The following is a 16,908-nucleotide window of genomic DNA, read 5'->3' as shown; positions in this document are numbered from 1 at the left end:
GGGGCGGACCGGGCGCGGCGGTGAACCGGGCGGCCTCGCGGGCCGCGGAGGGCCTCAGCCCTCGATGGGCTCCGCGGTGAGCATGCCGGAGTTGATCTCGCGCATGGCGATCGAGAGCGGCTTCTCGTGCACGTGGGTGTCGACGAGCGGGCCGACGTACTCCAGCAGGCCCTCGCCGAGCTGCGAGTAGTACGCGTTGATCTGCCGCGCACGCTTCGCCGCGTAGATGACCAGGCTGTACTTCGAGTCGGTGACCTCGAGGAGCTGGTCGATCGGCGGGTTGATGATGCCTTCGGGCGCGGAGGAGGTGACTGACAAGGCGGGGGCCTTCCCTAACGACCCTCGGCCGTGGGCGTGCACCACACGACGACAGGGATCTCTATCGATTCAGGAAACGTTCATCAAGGCTAGCAGTTCGCGCGAGACATCCTCGACGGACGTGTTCACGAGTGTCACGTCGAATTCGGACTCCGCGGCCAGTTCCACCTTCGCCTGCGCGAGGCGGCGCTCGATGACCTCCGGCGACTCGGTGCCGCGTCCGACCAGCCGGCGGACCAGCTCGTCCCAGGAAGGCGGCGCGAGGAAGACCAGGAGTGCGTCCGGCATCGCCCGGCGGATCTGCCGGGCCCCCTCGAGTTCGATCTCCAGCAGGGTCGCGACGCCGGCCTCCTGGCGGTCCAGGACCGCCTGGCGCGGCGTGCCGTAGCGGTTCCCCGCGAACTCGGCCCACTCCAGGAGTTCGTCGGCGGCCACGAGCTTGTCGAACTGCTCGTCGTCGACGAAGTGGTACTGCACACCGTCGATCTCACCGGGCCGGGGCTTGCGGGTGGTCGCGGACACCGACAGCCACACCTCGGGGTGCCGGCCGCGGAGATGCGCGACCACCGTGCTCTTGCCGACCCCGGAGGGGCCGGAGAGCACGGTGAGCCGACGCTGCTGCTGTGAGTCGTGCATGGTGCTGTTCTCAGTGCCGTTCTGCTGAGGCCGGTCGCGATGTGCCGGGCCCGGAAGGACGTGGTCCCACAGCGGGGACTACTTCCCGCCGAACTCGCGCTCGAGCGACGCGATCTGGTTCGACCCGAGGCCCCGCACGCGACGGGTCTCGGAGATGTTCAGCTTCTCCATCAGCTGCTTGGCGCGCACCTTGCCGACGCCGGGGAGGGACTCGAGCAGAGCCGAGACCTTCATCTTCCCGACGACGTCGTTGGTCTGGCCCTCCTTGATCACCTCGCTCAGCGAGGCGTTGGAGTGCTTCAGGCGGTTCTTCACCGCGGCACGCTCCCGCCGAGCCTCAGCGGCCTTCGCGAGCGCGGCTGCGCGCTGTTCGGGGGTCAGGGGCGGAAGAGCCACGCCGTGTCACCTCGGACTTCGATACACCGGATGGTTATGGGCCGCGGTTGCCCCTCTTGGGCCACCGCAACTGTGGAACCTAGCTGGTCACAGCGCCCGCGGCAACGCGAAACGCTCGACCGAGTGAGCTTGTGAGGGAGCCTAGTCCGCGGAACGCGCCGCGTCGTCCGAATCTGCCGAAAAGACCACCCCAGGGCATCTTTGGCGGACGAATCGACAGCACGTTCGGCCTTGAAGAACGGATACTTCGCAATAAAAGTAACAAAACTGCGAGCGGTCCTTAACCTGTGGAACCACTCATCGACGACGCAACGGGACGCGACGGCGACGCACTACGGATACCTCTCTCCCGATTCCGGGGCAGGGCCGTCGTCCTGCGGGCCCGGCAGCACGAGCACCGCGAGCGCCCCGCCGCCGACGGCCGTGCCGAAGTCCAGCTCCGCGCCGATCACCCGGGCCTGCCCGATCGCGATCGTCAGGCCCAGGCCCGTACCGCGCCCGCGCTCGCGGTGGCCCGAGCGGAACCGCTGCGGCCCGTGGTCCAGCAGGTCGGGCGGAAAGCCGGGCCCGTGGTCCCGCACGGTCACGGTGTGCCCGTCGACGACGACCTCGACCGGGGGCGCGCCGTGCCGGTGCGCGTTGACCACGAGGTTGCCGAGGATCCGGTCCAGGCGGCGGCCGTCGGTCTCGACGACGGCGTCCGCGACGAGCTCGAACCGGGTCGGCCCGGCGCCGGCCGCCTCCGCGGCGGCGACCACGCGGCGGACCGCGGCGCCGAGGCGGAAGGCGCGTACCTCGGCGGTCTCCCCCGCGGCGTCGAGCCGCGACACCTCCAGCAGATCCTCGACCAGCGCCTGGAGTGCGCGCACGCGGTCGTGGACCAGCTCGGTCGGGCGGGACGCGGGCAGCAGCTCCGCGGCGGTGACCAGGCCGGTCAGGGGCGTACGCAGTTCGTGCGCGACATCGGCGGTGAAGCGCTGCTCGGACCGCAGGCGTTCCTGGAGCGCCTCGGCCATGCGGTCCACCGACGCGGCCAGGTCGCTGACTTCGTCGCGCCCGCCGATCCGGCCGACGCGCGCGTCGAGGTCGCCGTCGGCGATGCGCCGCGAGGTGCGCTGCACGTGCCGCAGGCGACGGCTGATGCCGGCGGACGCGGCCACGCCGACGAGCACCGTCACCCCGACCGCGAACAGCGCGGAGGCGACGATCGCCCGGTCGAGGTCGGCGCCGGAGCCGGCGACGAGGGCGTATTCGAGCCGCGTCGAGACCACGTGGTCCTCGACCGGCGCGGCGGCCCAGACCTCCTGGCCGACCGGCCCCCGGACCAGCACGGTGCCCTGGTGGCCCTTGGCCAGCACCCGGCGCAGCGCGGCCGGCAGTTCGGGGTCGTCGACCGCGGCGCCGGGGCCGCTGACCTGGCCGGTGCGGCCGTAGGCGCTGAGCGCCGCGTCCAGCCGTGCCAGCGCGATGTCCCGCCCCCGGTCCAGCCGTTGCCGCTGCGAGGTCTCGTGCACGAGCACGCCGAGCACGGTGGCGACCACGCAGGAGACGGCTGCGATCGCCACCGCGATGCGCAGCCGGATGGACGGGCGGAAGCCGCGGATCGGCCGCCGCGACCGGCGGTCGGCCATGTCGTCGGGCACCGCTACCGCCGCAGCTTGTAGCCGAAGCCGCGCACCGTCTCGATGCGGTCGGCGCCGATCTTGCCGCGCAGCCTCTGCACGTGGACGTCGACCACGCGCGTGTCGCCGCCCCACTGGTAGTCCCACACGCGTTCGAGCAGCGTGTCCCGGTCGAGCACGATGCCGGGGGCCGCGCTGAACTCCAGTAGCAGGCGCATCTCGGTGGGGGTGAGCTGTACGGGACTGCCGTCGACGCGCACGTGGAGGGCGTCGGTGTCGACCTCCAGGTCCCCTACGACGCGCACTCCCGACGGTGGCCGCGGCGTCTGCTCCGGGGGTTCCGCAGTCGTCGGCGCCGGGTCGGACGCACCGGCGGCGGCCGGCGACGGTCCGACGCGGCGCAGGACGGCCCGGATCCGGGCGACGAGGACGGCGCTCTCGAACGGCTTGGTGATGTAGTCGTCGGCGCCGGCCTCCAGGCCCGACACCATGTCGATGGGGTCGGCGCGGGCGGTGACCATGATGATCGGGACGGTGCTGCTCTCCCGGATCCGCCGGGTCAGCCCGACGCCGTCGAGGCCGGGCATCATCACGTCGGTGACGACCACGTCGGGCGGATCGGTGCGGAAGACCTCCAGGGCGGTCAGGCCGTCGGCGACGGTGCCGACCTGGAATCCGTACCGCTGCAGCGCGAGGGCGGTGGCCTCGCGGATGACGTCGTCGTCCTCGGCGAGGAGGACGCGGGGGTCGCCGGGGGCGTCGTTCACGGGGTGCTTCCCGGGGTCGTGGTGGCCGATGGACTCGCCGACGGGCTACCGCCGTTGGGCACCAGGGGCGGTTGCTGACGGAACTCGGTCTCGGTGCCGATCGGCTCCATCTCGCGGCCGTTCCAGCGGAAGCGGGTGCGGTACAGCAGGCTCGGGTTCTCGCGCGCGTCGCCGGGTGCGGCGACCGCCTGTCGGACGACCAGGTCCTCGCCGAGGCCGTCGACGGCATAGTGGTCGCCGAAGTACCAGAAGATGTCGAAAACCTGTCCGCCCGCGATGGTGTACGCGTACGTGCCGGTCCCGCCGCGCCGGTCGGTGACCGAGGTGATCAGCTCCGGCCGCCCGTCCCCGGTCAGGTCGCGGTACACCGGCGGGCGCAATCCGCACGCGTCCGGGCAGCGCCGCACCTCTGTCTTCGCGTCGGTGTCGACCAGGGGGTCGGCCAGCATCACGGCGCGGGCGTCGAGTCCGCGAACGTCGTCCCCCTCGGGTACGGCGACCGGCACGGGCGTCGGCGCGGGCCGCTCCGGCGTCGTCGCCCCCGGGGAGGGTGTGGCCGCGGGCTCCTGCGGCGGCACCGGGACGGTCTGGTCGGCCCACAGCGGCTGGGCGGTCGGGGGCGGCACCACCTTGCGCGCCTCACCCGCGTCGACGACGCCGGTGCCGTCGCCGCAGGCGGCCGCGAACAGGCCCGCCGCGAGGACCGCGGGCACCACCGCGACGGTCGCGCGGACACGCGACCGGGAGGTGCGGGGACGTCCCGCGTGCGGCGGGGGCGCGGGCCGGGAGGGGGGTCTCCGGCGGGCGTTGGAGCGCATGATCACGTGTCACATCATGACCGAATATCGCCATTTGTCGTCTCGGTGCGCCCATATGCGTCAGCAAGGCGTCGGTCGTGTAACAGCCGCCCATCGGCCTTCCGGCAGTCGCGAATCGCCCTGGTCGCAGCGCGTTTGGGGGTGGTTCGCGGCCCGTACCGTCGAGGCGTCGCCGCGGCACCGGGCCGCGTCACCCCCTCGGGAGGGCACCATGTCGCCGCAGCGCAGCCGCCGTATCGCCGCCCGGCTTGCGGCGACGGCGGGAGCGGCCGCGGCGATGTCGGCGGCCGTGTTCCTGATCGCCCCGACCGCGGGCGCGTCGACTCCTTCGACCGGGGTCGCGGTTTCGAGCGCGGTGGACGCTTCGCCGGCTCCGGCCGTGGCGGCAACCGCGGCGCCGTCCTCCACCGCGACTGCCGACGAGAGCGCCGTCGCGGAGCAGCCGACGCGGTCCCCCGGCGAACTGGGCGCCAAACGCGTGTCGTCGGCGCCCGGCAAGAGCGTCTACGTGACCGAGTACGGCGACAACATCACCGTCTCGTCGGAGGCCGGAAGCCCTTCGGCGACGATCCGCACGGCCGGCGGCGGCTGGGTGGGCGTGCTGGCACCGGGCCGGAACGGGCCGTTGGCCAGCCCGACGTCGGGCTGGCACTACCTGCTGGTCGACGACGGGCACCCGTACGTCGACATGCGCTACGGCAACCAGAGCGGCCGCATCGAGGTGCCCGCGGTGCCGGCGCCCGCGAACCCGCAGACCGGGCCGGACGCCCGTACCGCGACGGACACCGCGGCCGCCGGGGCGAACTCCGGGACGGACTCCGGGACCGGCGGGGACACGTCGTCGCGCGGCACCGCCGGCCTCGCCGCCGGCTCGACCGGCTCCGGCGCCCCGAGCCCGGCCGCGGCGACGTCCGGACGGGGCCTGTGGCCCTCGAAGTCGCAGGCCGCCTCGGGGGCGACCGACGGCACGAACCTGATCCTCTATTCCGGTGGCGCTCTCATCGCCGCGGTCGCGGTGGCCGGGGTGGGCTTCGCCGTCGTGCGCCGCGACCCCGACGGGCGCTTCTGAGCCCGACCTGAGCCCGACCTGAGCCCACGGTGGGCCCACGCCGTGCCGAATCCGCGGACGGGACTCTCAGCCGATGGCGGCCCGGCACTCGTCGGCGTACCGGCGGGCGGCCTCGCGCAGGGCCTCGTGGGACGGCCCGTGGCGCAGGATCTCGCGACTGACGCTCGGCACGACGTTGCGTGCGGCGTCACCGAACACCGTGGGGATGTCCTGCGGGGTGGCGCCCTGGGCGCCGATGCCGGGGGCGAGCAGCGGGCCGTGGATGTCGAGGTCCACGCCGACGTCGCCGAGCGTGGCACCGACGACGGCGCCGACCGAGCCGAGCACCGGGGCGTTGGCGTTCTCGGCGGCGATGTGGCGCAGCATCACCGACGCCACGCTGGTCCCGTCGGCCGCGGTCGCGCGCTGCACCTCGCTGCCCTCGGGGTTGGAAGTCAGGGCGAGGACGAAGACGCCGGCGCCGTGCTCCTCGGCGAGGTCGAGGACCGGGCGCAGCGAGCCGTAGCCGAGGTACGGGCTCACGGTGACGGCGTCCGAGGCGAGCGGGCTGTTCTCGTCGACGTATGCCGCCGCGTACCCGGCCATGGTCGAGCCGATGTCGCCGCGCTTGGCGTCCATGATCACCAGTGCCCCCGCGGCACGTGCCTCGGCGACGGCGCGCTCCAGGACCGCGATGCCGCGGCTGCCGAAGCGCTCGAAGAACGCGCTCTGCGGCTTGAGGACCGCGACCTGGCCTGCGAGCGCCTCGACCACGGTCCGGGTGAACGCCTCCAGCCCGTCGATGTCGTCGTCGAGACCCCACCCCCGGAGGAGCGCCGCGTGGGGGTCGATGCCGACGCACAGCGGGCCGCGTTCGTCCATCGCGGCGCGCAGGCGGGCGCCGAAGGGCTGCACCATCAAAGTCTCACTCTCGAGTCGACCTTCAGATTGAGGTTTTGCCGCTTTTGGCAGCGTAATCCCGCGGATCCCCGCAGATCCCCGCGGACCGCGGGGTTCGGCTCACCGTGCCGCGGCGGTGAGCTGGGCCAGCGAGGTACGCCCCGACGCGCGCAGCCGCGCGGACAATCCCTTGTGGATCGTGCGGCACCAGAACGGCCCCGCGTAGATGAACCCCGTGTAGCCCTGCACCAGCGTGGCGCCGGCCTCCAGGCGCTCCCACACGTCGTCCGCGGTCTCGACGCCACCGACGCCGATCAGCACCATGCCGTCGCCGACGCGCGCCCGCAGCCTGCGCAGCACCTCGACGGACCGGGCCTTCAACGGCGCACCGGACAGGCCGCCCGCGCCGCACGCCTCGACCTCTTCGGGCGGCGACGCCAGGCCGCTCCGGCCGATCGTGGTGTTGGTCGCGATGATGCCGTCGAGCCCCAGTTCCACCGCGAGGTCGGCGACCGCGTCGATGTCCTCGTCCGCGAGGTCCGGCGCGATCTTGACGAGCAGCGGGACGCGGCGCGACATGACCGTGCGGTCCGCGGCGTCGCGTACGGCGGTCAGCAGCGGGCGCAGGTGGCCGACGGCCTGGAGGTCACGCAGCCCCGGGGTGTTGGGCGACGAGACGTTGACGACGAGGTAGTCGGCGTACCGGGCGAGCTTCTCGGTCGAGGCGACGTAGTCGGCGACCGCGCCTTCCTCGGGGACGACCTTGGTCTTGCCGATGTTGACGCCCAGCACGGTCGGCCGCTTGGGGCGCCGCGGGCCGCGCGCGTGCAGCCGGGCCGCGACGACGGCGGCACCGTCGTTGTTGAAGCCCATGCGGTTGACGATTGCGCGGTCCTCCACCAGCCGGAACAGCCGCTTCTTCGGATTGCCCGCCTGGGCCTGGGCGGTGACCGTGCCGATCTCGACGAAGTCGAAGCCGACCGCGCCCAGGTCGTCGATGCCGACCGCGTTCTTGTCGAAGCCGGCCGCCAGGCCGAACGGGCCGGGGAAGTCGATGCCGAACGCCCGGACCGCGAGCGCCGGGTCGCGCGGCGCCAGCAGCTTGGCGGTCGCGGCGCGACCGCCCGGCACCCGGCCGACCGCCCGGATCGCCCCGAAGGCCAGGTGGTGGGCCTGCTCTGGGTCGAGGTTGCGGAAGACGTACTTGAAGAAGAGGGGGTAGCTCATGGCCTCGGGGTCCTCGTCGGGGGAAGCGGCGCGGGAACGGGCGTGCCGCGGACCGGCGTCCGGCGGACGGACGTACGGTGCACGGGCGTTCGGTCGGACGGCGGCATGCGAAGGGGTCCCCCAGACGACTCTCCGGAGGACCCCTGCGCCATCAGGTCAGCTCTCTCGCGCGGCGATCAGGTGTTCCGCGTGCTCCTGCAGCGACCGCACCCCGATGTCGCCCGCGACCAGTGCGCCGATGCCCTGCACCGCGGCGGCGAATCCCTGGATCGTGGTGATGCTGGGGATGCCGCGGGTGACCGCGGCGGTGCGGATCTCGTAGCCGTCGAGGCGGCCGCCGGTGCCGAACGGCGTGTTGACGATGAGGTCGACGCCGCCCTCGTGGATCAGCTGCACGATCGTCGGCTCGCCGTTCGGGCCGGGGCCCTCGCTGTGCTTGCGCACCACGGTGGCGGTGACGCCGTTGCGGCGCAGCACCTCGGCGGTGCCCTGCGTCGCCATGATCTCGAACCCGAGGTCCACCAGCGCCTTGACCGGGAACACCATCGAGCGCTTGTCGCGGTTGGCGACGGACACGAACGCGCGGCCCTTGGTGGGCAGGGCGCCGTACGCGCCGGCCTGCGACTTGGCGTACGCCGTGCCGAAGAACGCGTCGATGCCCATGACCTCGCCGGTCGAGCGCATCTCCGGGGACAGCACGGTGTCGACGCCGCGCCCGTACTCGTCGCGGAAGCGGTTCCAGGGCAGGACCGCCTCCTTGACCGCGATCGGCGCGTCCAGCGGCAGCGTGCCGCCGTCGCCCTCGGCGGGCAGCAGGCCCTCGGCGCGCAGCTCGGCGATCGTCGCACCGAGCGAGACGCGCGCGGCGGCCTTGGCCAGCGGCACCGCGGTTGCCTTGGAGACGAACGGGACGGTGCGCGACGCGCGCGGGTTGGCCTCCAGCACGTAGAGGATGTCCCCGGCCAGCGCGAACTGGATGTTGATCAGCCCGCGTACGCCGACGCCTTCGGCGATGCCGAGCGTGGCGGTGCGCAGCCGCTTGATGTCGAAGCCGCCCAGCGTGATCGGCGGCAGCGCGCACGCCGAGTCGCCGGAGTGGATGCCGGCCTCCTCGATGTGCTCCATGACGCCGCCGAGGTACAGCTCCTCGCCGTCGTAGAGCGCGTCGACGTCGATCTCGATGGCGTCGTCGAGGAAGCGGTCCACCAGGACCGGGTGGTCGGAGACGAGGCCGGCGTTCTGCTCCAGGTAGGTCGCGAGCGACTCCTCGTCGTACACGATCTCCATGCCGCGCCCGCCGAGCACGTACGACGGCCGCACCAGCACCGGGTAGCCGATCTCGTCCGCGATGGCCTTGGCCTCCTCGAACGAGAACGCCGTGCCGTGCTTGGGCGCGGTCAGCCCGGCCTCGTGCAGCACCCGGCCGAACGCGCCGCGCTCCTCGGCGAGGTGGATCGCCTCGGGCGAGGTGCCCGCGATCGGCACGCCCGCGTCCTTGAGCGCCTGGGCGAGCCCGAGCGGGGTCTGCCCGCCGAGCTGCACGAGCACGCCCGCGACCGGTCCGGCCGCCTCTTCGGCGTGCACGACCTCCAGGACGTCCTCCAGCGTCAGCGGCTCGAAGTACAGGCGGTCGGCGGTGTCGTAGTCGGTGGAGACCGTCTCCGGATTGCAGTTGACCATGACGGTCTCGTAGCCGGCGTCGGCGAGGGCGAACGCGGCGTGCACGCACGAGTAGTCGAACTCGATGCCCTGCCCGATGCGGTTCGGCCCGGAGCCGAGGATGATCACCGCGGCCTTCTCGCGCGGCGCGACCTCCGTCTCCTCGTCGTAGGACGAGTAGTGGTACGGGGTCTTCGCGGCGAACTCGGCGGCGCAGGTGTCGACCGTCTTGTAGACCGGCCGTACGCCCAGCGCGTGCCGCACCTCGCGGACGACGTCCTCGCGCAGTCCCCGTATGGCGGCGATCTGCGCGTCGGAGAAGCCGTGCCGCTTGGCCAGGCGCAGCAGTTCGGGGGTCAGCTCGCGCGCCTCGGCGACCTCGCCCGCGACCTCGTGCACCAGGTAGAGCTGGTCGAGGAACCACGGGTCGATGCGGGTGGACTCGAACAGCTCCTCGGGCGTGGCACCGGCCCGGATGGCGTCCATCACGGTGTTGATGCGGCCGTCGGTCGGCGTCGCGGCCAGCTCCAGCAGCGCGGCCTTGTCGCCGGGCTCGGCGGCGAAGTCGAACTGCGAGCCCTTCTTCTCCAGCGACCGCAGCGCCTTCTGCAGGGCCTCGGTGAAGTTGCGGCCGATGGCCATGGCCTCGCCGACCGACTTCATCGTGGTGGTGAGGGTGGCGTCGGCGGCCGGGAACTTCTCGAAGGCGAAGCGCGGCACCTTGACCACCACGTAGTCGAGCGTGGGCTCGAACGACGCGGGGGTCTCGCGGGTGATGTCGTTGGGGATCTCGTCGAGCGTGTAACCGACCGCGAGGCGAGCGGCGATCTTCGCGATCGGGAAGCCGGTGGCCTTCGACGCGAGCGCCGACGAGCGCGAGACACGCGGGTTCATCTCGATGACGATGATGCGGCCGTCTTCGGGGTTGACCGCGAACTGGATGTTGCAGCCGCCGGTGTCGACGCCGACCTCGCGGATGACCGCGATGCCGATGTCGCGCAGCCGCTGGTACTCGCGGTCCGTGAGCGTCATCGCGGGCGCGACGGTGATCGAGTCGCCGGTGTGCACGCCCATCGGGTCGAAGTTCTCGATGGAGCACACGACGACGACGTTGTCGTTCTTGTCGCGCATGAGCTCCAGCTCGTACTCCTTCCAGCCGAGGATGGACTCCTCGAGGAGCACCTCGGTGGTCGGCGAGAGCGCGAGGCCCTGTCCGGCGATGCGGCGCAGGTCCTGCTCGTCGTGCGCGAAGCCGGAGCCGGCGCCGCCCATCGTGAACGACGGGCGGACCACGACCGGGTAGCCGCCGAGCGTCTCGACGCCGGCGATGACGTCGTCCATCGTGTGGCAGATGACCGAGCGGGCGGACTCGCCGTGCCCGATCTTCTGGCGTACGCGCTCCACGACGTCCTTGAAGAGGTCGCGGTCCTCGCCCTTCTGGATGGAGTCGATGTTCGCGCCGATCAGCTCGACGTTGTACTTCTCCAGCACGCCGTTCTCGCTGAGCGCGACCGCGGTGTTGAGCGCGGTCTGCCCGCCGAGGGTCGGCAGCAGGGCGTCGGGGCGCTCCTTGGCGATGATCTTCTCGACGTACTCCGGGGTGATGGGCTCGACGTACGTCGCGTCCGCCACCTCCGGGTCGGTCATGATCGTCGCCGGGTTGGAGTTGACCAGGATGACGCGCAGTCCCTCGGACTTGAGGACGCGGCAGGCCTGGGTGCCGGAGTAGTCGAACTCGGCGGCCTGGCCGATGACGATCGGGCCCGAGCCGACGACCAGGACGGACTTCAGGTCGTTGCGCTTAGGCACTCTTGCTCTCCATCAGGGCGGTGTCCATCAAAGACGTGAAGCGGTCGAAGAGGTACGCGGCGTCGTGCGGACCGGCCGCGGCCTCGGGGTGGTACTGCACGCTGAACGCGGGCCGGTCGAGCAGGCCGAGGCCCTCGACCACGTTGTCGTTGAGGCACACATGGGTGACCTCGACGCGGCCGTACGGCGTTTCGGTGACCTTGTCGAGCGGCGCGTCCACGGCGAACCCGTGGTTGTGCGCGGTGACCTCGACCTTGCCGGTGGTGCGGTCCTGCACCGGCTGGTTGATGCCGCGGTGGCCGTACTTGAGCTTGTAGGTGCCGAAGCCCAGCGCGCGGCCGAGGATCTGGTTGCCGAAGCAGATGCCGAAGAACGGCGTGCCGCGCTCCAGCACCGCCTGGGCGACGCCGACCTGGTGGTCGGCGGTGGCGGGGTCGCCGGGGCCGTTGGAGAAGAAGACGCCGTCGGGGTTCACCGCGTAGACGTCCTCGACGGTCGCGGCGGCGGGCAGCACGTGCACCTCGATGCCGCGCTCGGCCATGCGGTGCGGGGTCATGCCCTTGATGCCGAGGTCGAGGGCCGCGACGGTGAACTTCTTGGTGCCGATCGCGGGGACGACGTACGCCTCCTTGGTGGCGACCTCCCCGGCCAGGTCCGCACCGGTCATCTCGGGCGCGCTGCGGACCTTCTCCAGCAGCACCGCGTCGTCGGCGACGGCCGCCCCGGAGAAGATCCCGACGCGCATCGCGCCGCGCTCGCGCAGGTGGCGGGTGAGCGCACGGGTGTCGATGCCGGAGATCCCGACGACGCCGTAGCGCTCCAGCTCCTCGTCGAGGCTGCGCTGCGAACGCCAGTTGGAGGGCCGGCGGGCGGGGTCGCGCACGACGTACCCGGACACCCAGATGCGGGAGGACTCGGGGTCGTCGTCGTTGACGCCGGTGTTGCCGACGTGCGGGGCCGTCATGACGACGACCTGGCGGTGGTACGAGGGGTCGGTCAGCGTCTCCTGGTAGCCGGACATGCCGGTGGAGAACACGGCTTCTCCGAAGGTCTCCCCCACCGCGCCGTACGCGCTGCCGCGGAAGGTGCGGCCGTCCTCCAGGACGAGGACGGCAGGGCCCGCGGCCTTGGCGTTTGTTGCGGTCACTGTCGGGTGCCTTCCTGATCGTTCACATTCGGGTGCGCGGCCGGCCCGGCAGGTGCGGCGGCCGGGACGTCCCCCGCCACGAGGCGGTTGACGGCGTCGACCCACGCGTCGTGGTCGGCGACGTGGTCGCTGCGCAGGCCGGAGTCGACGAGCGTGTCGCCGAGCCGCCAGGTGACCACCAGCAGGCCGCCCTCGGGCAGGACCTTGCCGGCCGCCGCCTTCTCGAAGCGCGCCTCGACGAGGTCCGCGGCCGGGACGAAGAAGCCGGCCGCGGCGGGCCGGTCCACCCGCAACCCCTTTTCGGTCAGGGTCGCGTCGACGGTGCTGCGGGTGCCCAGGCCGTGCGCGACGACGCGCTCCAGCCAGCGGCCGGCCATGGTGGTGCCGAAGTAGCGGCCGGACAGCGTCGGGAGCAGCGGCGTACCGGCGTCCGGGCCGTCGGCGTCGGGGGCGGTCGCGGGGGCCGGCAGGTCGGCCTGGCGTCGGCCGCGCTTCTTCCACGCGCGCCACATCAGCGCGTACACGCCGCCGATGAGGACCACGAAGACGCCGGTCCACAGCAGGTACTGGCCCCAGTCGGAGACCTCGGCGGACTTCTTCTCGGCCGCGAGCAGAACAGTGGTGCCGGTGCTGGAGTTCACGCGAGCTTCCCGTCGATCACCGTCGGTACGCCGCGCAGGAAGGTGGCCACCACCCGGCCGGGCAGCTGCATCCCGGCGTAGGGGGTGTTCGCGCTCCGCGAGGCGAGTTCGGACGGTTCGACGGTACGCCGTGCCGCCGGGTCGACCAGCACCAGGTTGGCGGGCTCACCGACCGCGAGCGGGCGGCCGTGGCCGTCGAGGCGGCCGATGCGCGCGGGGCGCACCGACATACGGTCGGCGACGCCCGCCCAGTCCAGCAGGCCGGTGTCGACCATGGTCTGCTGCACGATGGACAGCGCGGTCTCCAGGCCGAGCATGCCCATGGCCGCGACCGCCCACTCGCAGTCCTTGTCCTCGGACGGGTGCGGCGCGTGGTCGGTGGCCACCGCGTCGATGGTGCCGTCGGCCAGGCCCTCGCGCAGCGCCGCGACGTCCTCGGCGGTGCGCAGCGGCGGGTTGACCTTGTAGACGGGGTCGTAGGAGCGCACGAGTTCGTCGGTCAGCAGCAGGTGGTGCGGCGTGACCTCGGCGGTGACGTCCCAGCCCTTCGACTTGGCCCAGCGGATGATCTCCACGGAGCCGGCGGTGGAGACGTGGCACACGTGCAGGCGCGAGCCCACGTGCGCGGTGAGCAGCACGTCGCGGGCGATGATCGCCTCCTCGGCGACCGCCGGCCAGCCGCGCAGACCGAGGACGCCGGAGACCAGGCCCTCGTTCATCTGGGCGCCCTCGGTCAGCCGGGGCTCCTGCGCGTGCTGCGCGACGACGCCGTCGAACGCCTTCACGTACTCCAGCGCGCGGCGCATGATGACGGCGTCGTGCACGCACTTGCCGTCGTCGGAGAACACCTTCACGTTCGCGGCGGACTCGTGCATGGCGCCCAGCTCGGCCAGGCGCTCGCCGGCCAGGCCGACGGTGACCGCGCCGACCGGGTGCACGTCGCAACGTCCGGCCTCCTGGCCGAGGCGCCACACCTGCTCGACGACGCCCGCGGTGTCGGCGACGGGATCGGTGTTGGCCATCGCGTGCACGGCGGTGAAACCGCCGAGCGCGGCGGCGCGGGTGCCGGTCTCGACGGTCTCGGCGTCCTCGCGGCCCGGCTCGCGCAGGTGGGTGTGCAGGTCGACGAGGCCGGGCAGCAGGATCTGTCCGGCCGCGTCGATGATCTGGGTGGCGTCCGCGGGCTCGATGCCGCGCCCGATCTCGGCGACCCGGCCGTCGGAGACGAGCACGTCCTGCGGGTCGCCGCCGAGCACCTTGGCGTTCTGGATCAGGTACGTGCTCACTTGGCGGTCTCCTCGGCAGGCGTGGTGGTGGAGGCGGTGACGGCGGGCTCGGAGCCGCCGAGCAGCAGGTACAGGACGGCCATGCGCACGCTGACGCCGTTGGTGACCTGCTCGACGATGGTCGAGCGCGGCGAGTCGGCGACCTCGGCGGCGATCTCCATGCCGCGGTTCATCGGGCCGGGGTGCATGACGATGGCGTGCTCGGGCAGCGCGGCCATGCGCTTGGCGTCGAGGCCGTAGCGGCGCGAGTACTCGCGCTCGGTGGGGAAGAACGCGGCGTTCATGCGCTCGCGCTGCACGCGCAGCATCATCACCGCGTCGGACTTGGCGAGCGTCGAGTCGATGGCGTAGCTGACCTGGCAGGGCCAGGTCTCCACGCCGATCGGCAGCAGGGTCGGCGGGGCGACGAGGGTGACCTCGGCGCCGAGGGTGGCGAGCAGCAGCACGTTGGAGCGCGCGACGCGGCTGTGCAGGACGTCGCCGACGATGGTGATGCGGCGCCCTTCGAGGTCACCTTTGCCGTCGTTCAGGCGGCGGCGCATCGTGAACGCGTCGAGCAGGGCCTGGGTGGGGTGCTCGTGCGTGCCGTCGCCGGCGTTGACGACCGAGCCGCGCAGCCAGCCGGAGTTGGCCAGGGTGTGCGGTGCGCCGGACGCGCCGTGCCGGATGACGACGGCGTCGGCGCCCATGGCCTGGAGGGTGAGCGCGGTGTCCTTCAGCGTCTCGCCCTTGGACACCGAGGAGCCCTTGGCGGAGAAGTTGATGACGTCCGCGGAGAGGCGCTTGGCGGCGGCCTCGAAGGAGATGCGGGTGCGGGTGGAGTCCTCGAAGAAGAGGTTGACCACGGTCCGGCCGCGCAGGGTGGGCAGCTTCTTGATGGGCCGCTCGGCGATGTGCGCGAGTTCCTCGGCGGTGTCGAGGATCAGGAGCGCGTCGTCCCGGGTGAGGTCGGCGGCCGAGATGAGGTGACGCTTCACGGGCTACTTCGCTTCCGGGGTTGCGGCCGGGGGGACCTTCGCGGCGTCGCCGGGCGGGCCGGACGTGCCGCCGCGGGTGCCGAGGAGGACGGCGTCGCGGCCGTCGTACTCCTCCAGGAGCACCTGGACCTTCTCGCGCTGCGAGGTGGGGAGGTTCTTGCCCACGTAGTCGGCGCGGATGGGCAGTTCGCGGTGTCCGCGGTCGACGAGGACGGCCAGCTGCACGGCGCGCGGGCGGCCGATGTCGTTGAGCGCGTCGAGTGCGGCGCGGATCGTGCGGCCGGAGAAGAGCACGTCGTCGACGAGGACCACGAGCCTGCCGTCGATCCCGGCGGGCGGGATCTCGGTGCGCTCCAGCGCGCGGGCGGGCCGCAGGCGCAGGTCGTCGCGGTACATGGTGATGTCGAGGGCGCCGACCGGGATCTTGATGTCCTCGATGTCCTCGAGGCGCTCGGCGAGCCGGCGGGCGAGTGCGACGCCGCGGGTCGGAATACCGAGCAGCACCACGTCGTCGGCGCCCTTGGCGCGTTCGACGATCTCGTGGGCGACCCGGGTGAGGACCCGGGCGATGTCGGAGGCGTCGAGGACGGTCCGGGCGGTGCCGGGGTCCAGGTCTCCGGGACGCGGATTGGCCTTGGTCATGCGGATGCAGACCTCCTTCCCCGTCTCACGGGACGGGCTTTAAAGGACGTCGGGTTACGCCCTCACACTAGCAGGGCCATGATCGCGCCGATTTGCGTGCTTCCTCCAACCGTCCGGCCTGCACACAGAGCTGCCGGAGGTCCCGCGGGTCCCGGCCTTCGGTCCCGGCGGACGCCGGGGCGAACGTACCGGTTAGGCCGTTCGGCTTGACGGACGCAAATTACTCTGCGTAACCTCACAATGAGTGACCACCGGGCGAAACGCGACACTCGCGACGTGTCGGCCGAGGTTCCGGGCCGGCGCCCCGAGATCGTGCGGCGCAGCGGTGGCTTCTCCCCCATCGGCTCATCCACCGGTGGGCCTTCATGGTCACAGTCACCTGTTTTTGGGAGCCAGATGTCCAGCGACTACGCCAAGCAGCTCGGGGCGAAACTCCGCGCCATCCGAACCCAGCAGGGGCTGTCCCTGCACGGTGTCGAGGAGAAGTCCCAGGGGCGCTGGAAGGCCGTCGTCGTCGGGTCGTACGAACGCGGCGACCGCGCCGTCACGGTGCAGCGTCTCGCCGAGCTCGCCGACTTCTACGGTGTTCCGGTCCAGGAGCTGCTGCCCGGCGGCACGCCGAACGGCGCCGCCGAGCCGCCGCCGCGCCTCGTGCTCGACCTCGAGCGCCTCTCGCAGGTTCCGTCCGACAAGGCCGGGCCTCTCCAGCGTTACGCCGCCACGATCCAGAGCCAGCGCGGCGACTACAACGGCAAGGTGCTGTCGATCCGCCAGGACGACCTGCGCACACTCGCCGTGATCTACGACCAGTCGCCCAGCGTGCTCACCGAGCAGCTGATCAGCTGGGGGGTCCTCAACCCCGAGGCGCGGCGTGCGGTCGACACGACCCCGGGCGCCTGACCCGGGAACTGACACAGCGTCACACGCAGCCGAGGGTCACCTCGTCGGCGTACTCCAGGTCACCCCCCACCGGCAGCCCGCTGGCCAGCCGGGTCACTTTGAGACCCATCGGCTT

General features: G+C 72.2%; 16 protein-coding genes and 1 pseudogene. 2 read left to right on the top strand and 15 right to left on the bottom strand.

The window, feature by feature from the left end; translation table 11 throughout:
• Positions 1–54: 54 nt before the first annotated feature.
• From rpoZ to AB0C36_RS39410, 6 genes are all read right to left on the bottom strand, one after another.
• Complete coding sequence (gene rpoZ, locus AB0C36_RS39435) at positions 55–318, bottom strand: DNA-directed RNA polymerase subunit omega (protein WP_231777208.1); 264 nt, start codon at positions 316–318, stop codon at positions 55–57.
• Between the two features lie 69 nt (positions 319–387).
• Positions 388–954 (bottom strand): guanylate kinase, encoded by a 567-nt coding sequence (gene gmk / locus AB0C36_RS39430; protein WP_358363722.1) that lies wholly within the window; start codon positions 952–954, stop codon positions 388–390.
• Between the two features lie 78 nt (positions 955–1,032).
• The gene (mihF, locus tag AB0C36_RS39425; RefSeq protein ID WP_358363720.1) at positions 1,033–1,350 is read right to left on the bottom strand and encodes an integration host factor, actinobacterial type; all 318 of its coding nucleotides are present in this window, start codon (positions 1,348–1,350) and stop codon (positions 1,033–1,035) included.
• A 332-nt stretch (positions 1,351–1,682) separates the two neighbouring features.
• Positions 1,683–2,993 (bottom strand): ATP-binding protein, encoded by a 1,311-nt coding sequence (locus tag AB0C36_RS39420; RefSeq protein ID WP_358363718.1) that lies wholly within the window; start codon positions 2,991–2,993, stop codon positions 1,683–1,685.
• Between the two features lie 2 nt (positions 2,994–2,995).
• Positions 2,996–3,739, bottom strand: a complete 744-nt coding sequence (cseB, locus tag AB0C36_RS39415) for a two-component system response regulator CseB (RefSeq protein ID WP_358363716.1) — start codon at positions 3,737–3,739, stop codon at positions 2,996–2,998.
• On the bottom strand, positions 3,736–4,452 hold the full coding sequence (locus AB0C36_RS39410) for a hypothetical protein (protein ID WP_358363714.1): 717 nt from the start codon (positions 4,450–4,452) through the stop codon (positions 3,736–3,738). Before AB0C36_RS39410 ends, cseB begins: the two co-directional genes overlap by 4 nt.
• Positions 4,453–4,768: 316 nt before the next feature.
• Here AB0C36_RS39410 and AB0C36_RS39405 point away from each other — a divergent pair, with 316 nt between their 5' ends.
• Complete coding sequence (locus AB0C36_RS39405) at positions 4,769–5,626, top strand: hypothetical protein (RefSeq protein ID WP_358363712.1); 858 nt, start codon at positions 4,769–4,771, stop codon at positions 5,624–5,626.
• Between the two features lie 66 nt (positions 5,627–5,692).
• On the opposite strand, the gene pyrF is transcribed toward AB0C36_RS39405, so the two are convergent.
• The 8 genes from pyrF to pyrR all read right to left on the bottom strand — a co-directional run bounded on the left by pyrF (position 5,693) and on the right by pyrR (position 15,893).
• Positions 5,693–6,526 (bottom strand): orotidine-5'-phosphate decarboxylase, encoded by an 834-nt coding sequence (gene pyrF, locus AB0C36_RS39400; protein WP_358363711.1) that lies wholly within the window; start codon positions 6,524–6,526, stop codon positions 5,693–5,695.
• 99 nt (positions 6,527–6,625) lie between these two features.
• Positions 6,626–7,732 carry a quinone-dependent dihydroorotate dehydrogenase gene (locus AB0C36_RS39395; RefSeq protein WP_358363709.1) on the bottom strand — a complete coding sequence of 369 codons (1,107 nt, stop codon included), beginning with the start codon at positions 7,730–7,732 and terminating at the stop codon, positions 6,626–6,628.
• 156 nt (positions 7,733–7,888) lie between these two features.
• Positions 7,889–11,200, bottom strand: a complete 3,312-nt coding sequence (gene carB, locus AB0C36_RS39390) for a carbamoyl-phosphate synthase large subunit (protein WP_358363707.1) — start codon at positions 11,198–11,200, stop codon at positions 7,889–7,891.
• Positions 11,193–12,347: a glutamine-hydrolyzing carbamoyl-phosphate synthase small subunit gene (carA, locus tag AB0C36_RS39385; RefSeq protein ID WP_358363705.1), complete on the bottom strand. Its 1,155-nt coding sequence runs from the start codon at positions 12,345–12,347 to the stop codon at positions 11,193–11,195. The genes carB and carA overlap by 8 nt, the downstream gene beginning before the upstream one ends.
• Positions 12,344–12,988, bottom strand: coding sequence for a PH-like domain-containing protein (locus AB0C36_RS39380; RefSeq protein WP_358363704.1), 645 nt, complete (start codon positions 12,986–12,988; stop codon positions 12,344–12,346). Before AB0C36_RS39380 ends, carA begins: the two co-directional genes overlap by 4 nt.
• Complete coding sequence (locus AB0C36_RS39375) at positions 12,985–14,274, bottom strand: dihydroorotase (RefSeq protein WP_358363702.1); 1,290 nt, start codon at positions 14,272–14,274, stop codon at positions 12,985–12,987. Before AB0C36_RS39375 ends, AB0C36_RS39380 begins: the two co-directional genes overlap by 4 nt.
• Positions 14,271–15,251: an aspartate carbamoyltransferase catalytic subunit gene (locus AB0C36_RS39370; RefSeq protein WP_358363700.1), complete on the bottom strand. Its 981-nt coding sequence runs from the start codon at positions 15,249–15,251 to the stop codon at positions 14,271–14,273. Before AB0C36_RS39370 ends, AB0C36_RS39375 begins: the two co-directional genes overlap by 4 nt.
• 3 nt (positions 15,252–15,254) lie before the next feature.
• Positions 15,255–15,893: a bifunctional pyr operon transcriptional regulator/uracil phosphoribosyltransferase PyrR gene (gene pyrR / locus AB0C36_RS39365; RefSeq protein WP_358363698.1), complete on the bottom strand. Its 639-nt coding sequence runs from the start codon at positions 15,891–15,893 to the stop codon at positions 15,255–15,257.
• A gap of 396 nt (positions 15,894–16,289) precedes the next feature.
• On the opposite strand from pyrR, the gene bldD reads away from it, so the two are divergent.
• The gene (bldD, locus tag AB0C36_RS39360; RefSeq protein WP_358363696.1) at positions 16,290–16,793 is read left to right on the top strand and encodes a transcriptional regulator BldD; all 504 of its coding nucleotides are present in this window, start codon (positions 16,290–16,292) and stop codon (positions 16,791–16,793) included.
• 19 nt (positions 16,794–16,812) lie between these two features.
• Here the strand turns inward: bldD and AB0C36_RS39355 are convergent.
• Positions 16,813–16,908, bottom strand: a pseudogene (locus AB0C36_RS39355) (recombination mediator RecR); the annotation flags it as partial.

This window comes from Streptodolium elevatio (assembly GCF_040649515.1).
GTDB classification, from domain to species: Bacteria; Actinomycetota; Actinomycetes; order Streptomycetales; family Streptomycetaceae; genus Yinghuangia; species Yinghuangia elevatio.
Note: the sequence above shows the minus strand (reverse complement) of the source record. Positions and strands in the feature narration are given on the sequence as shown.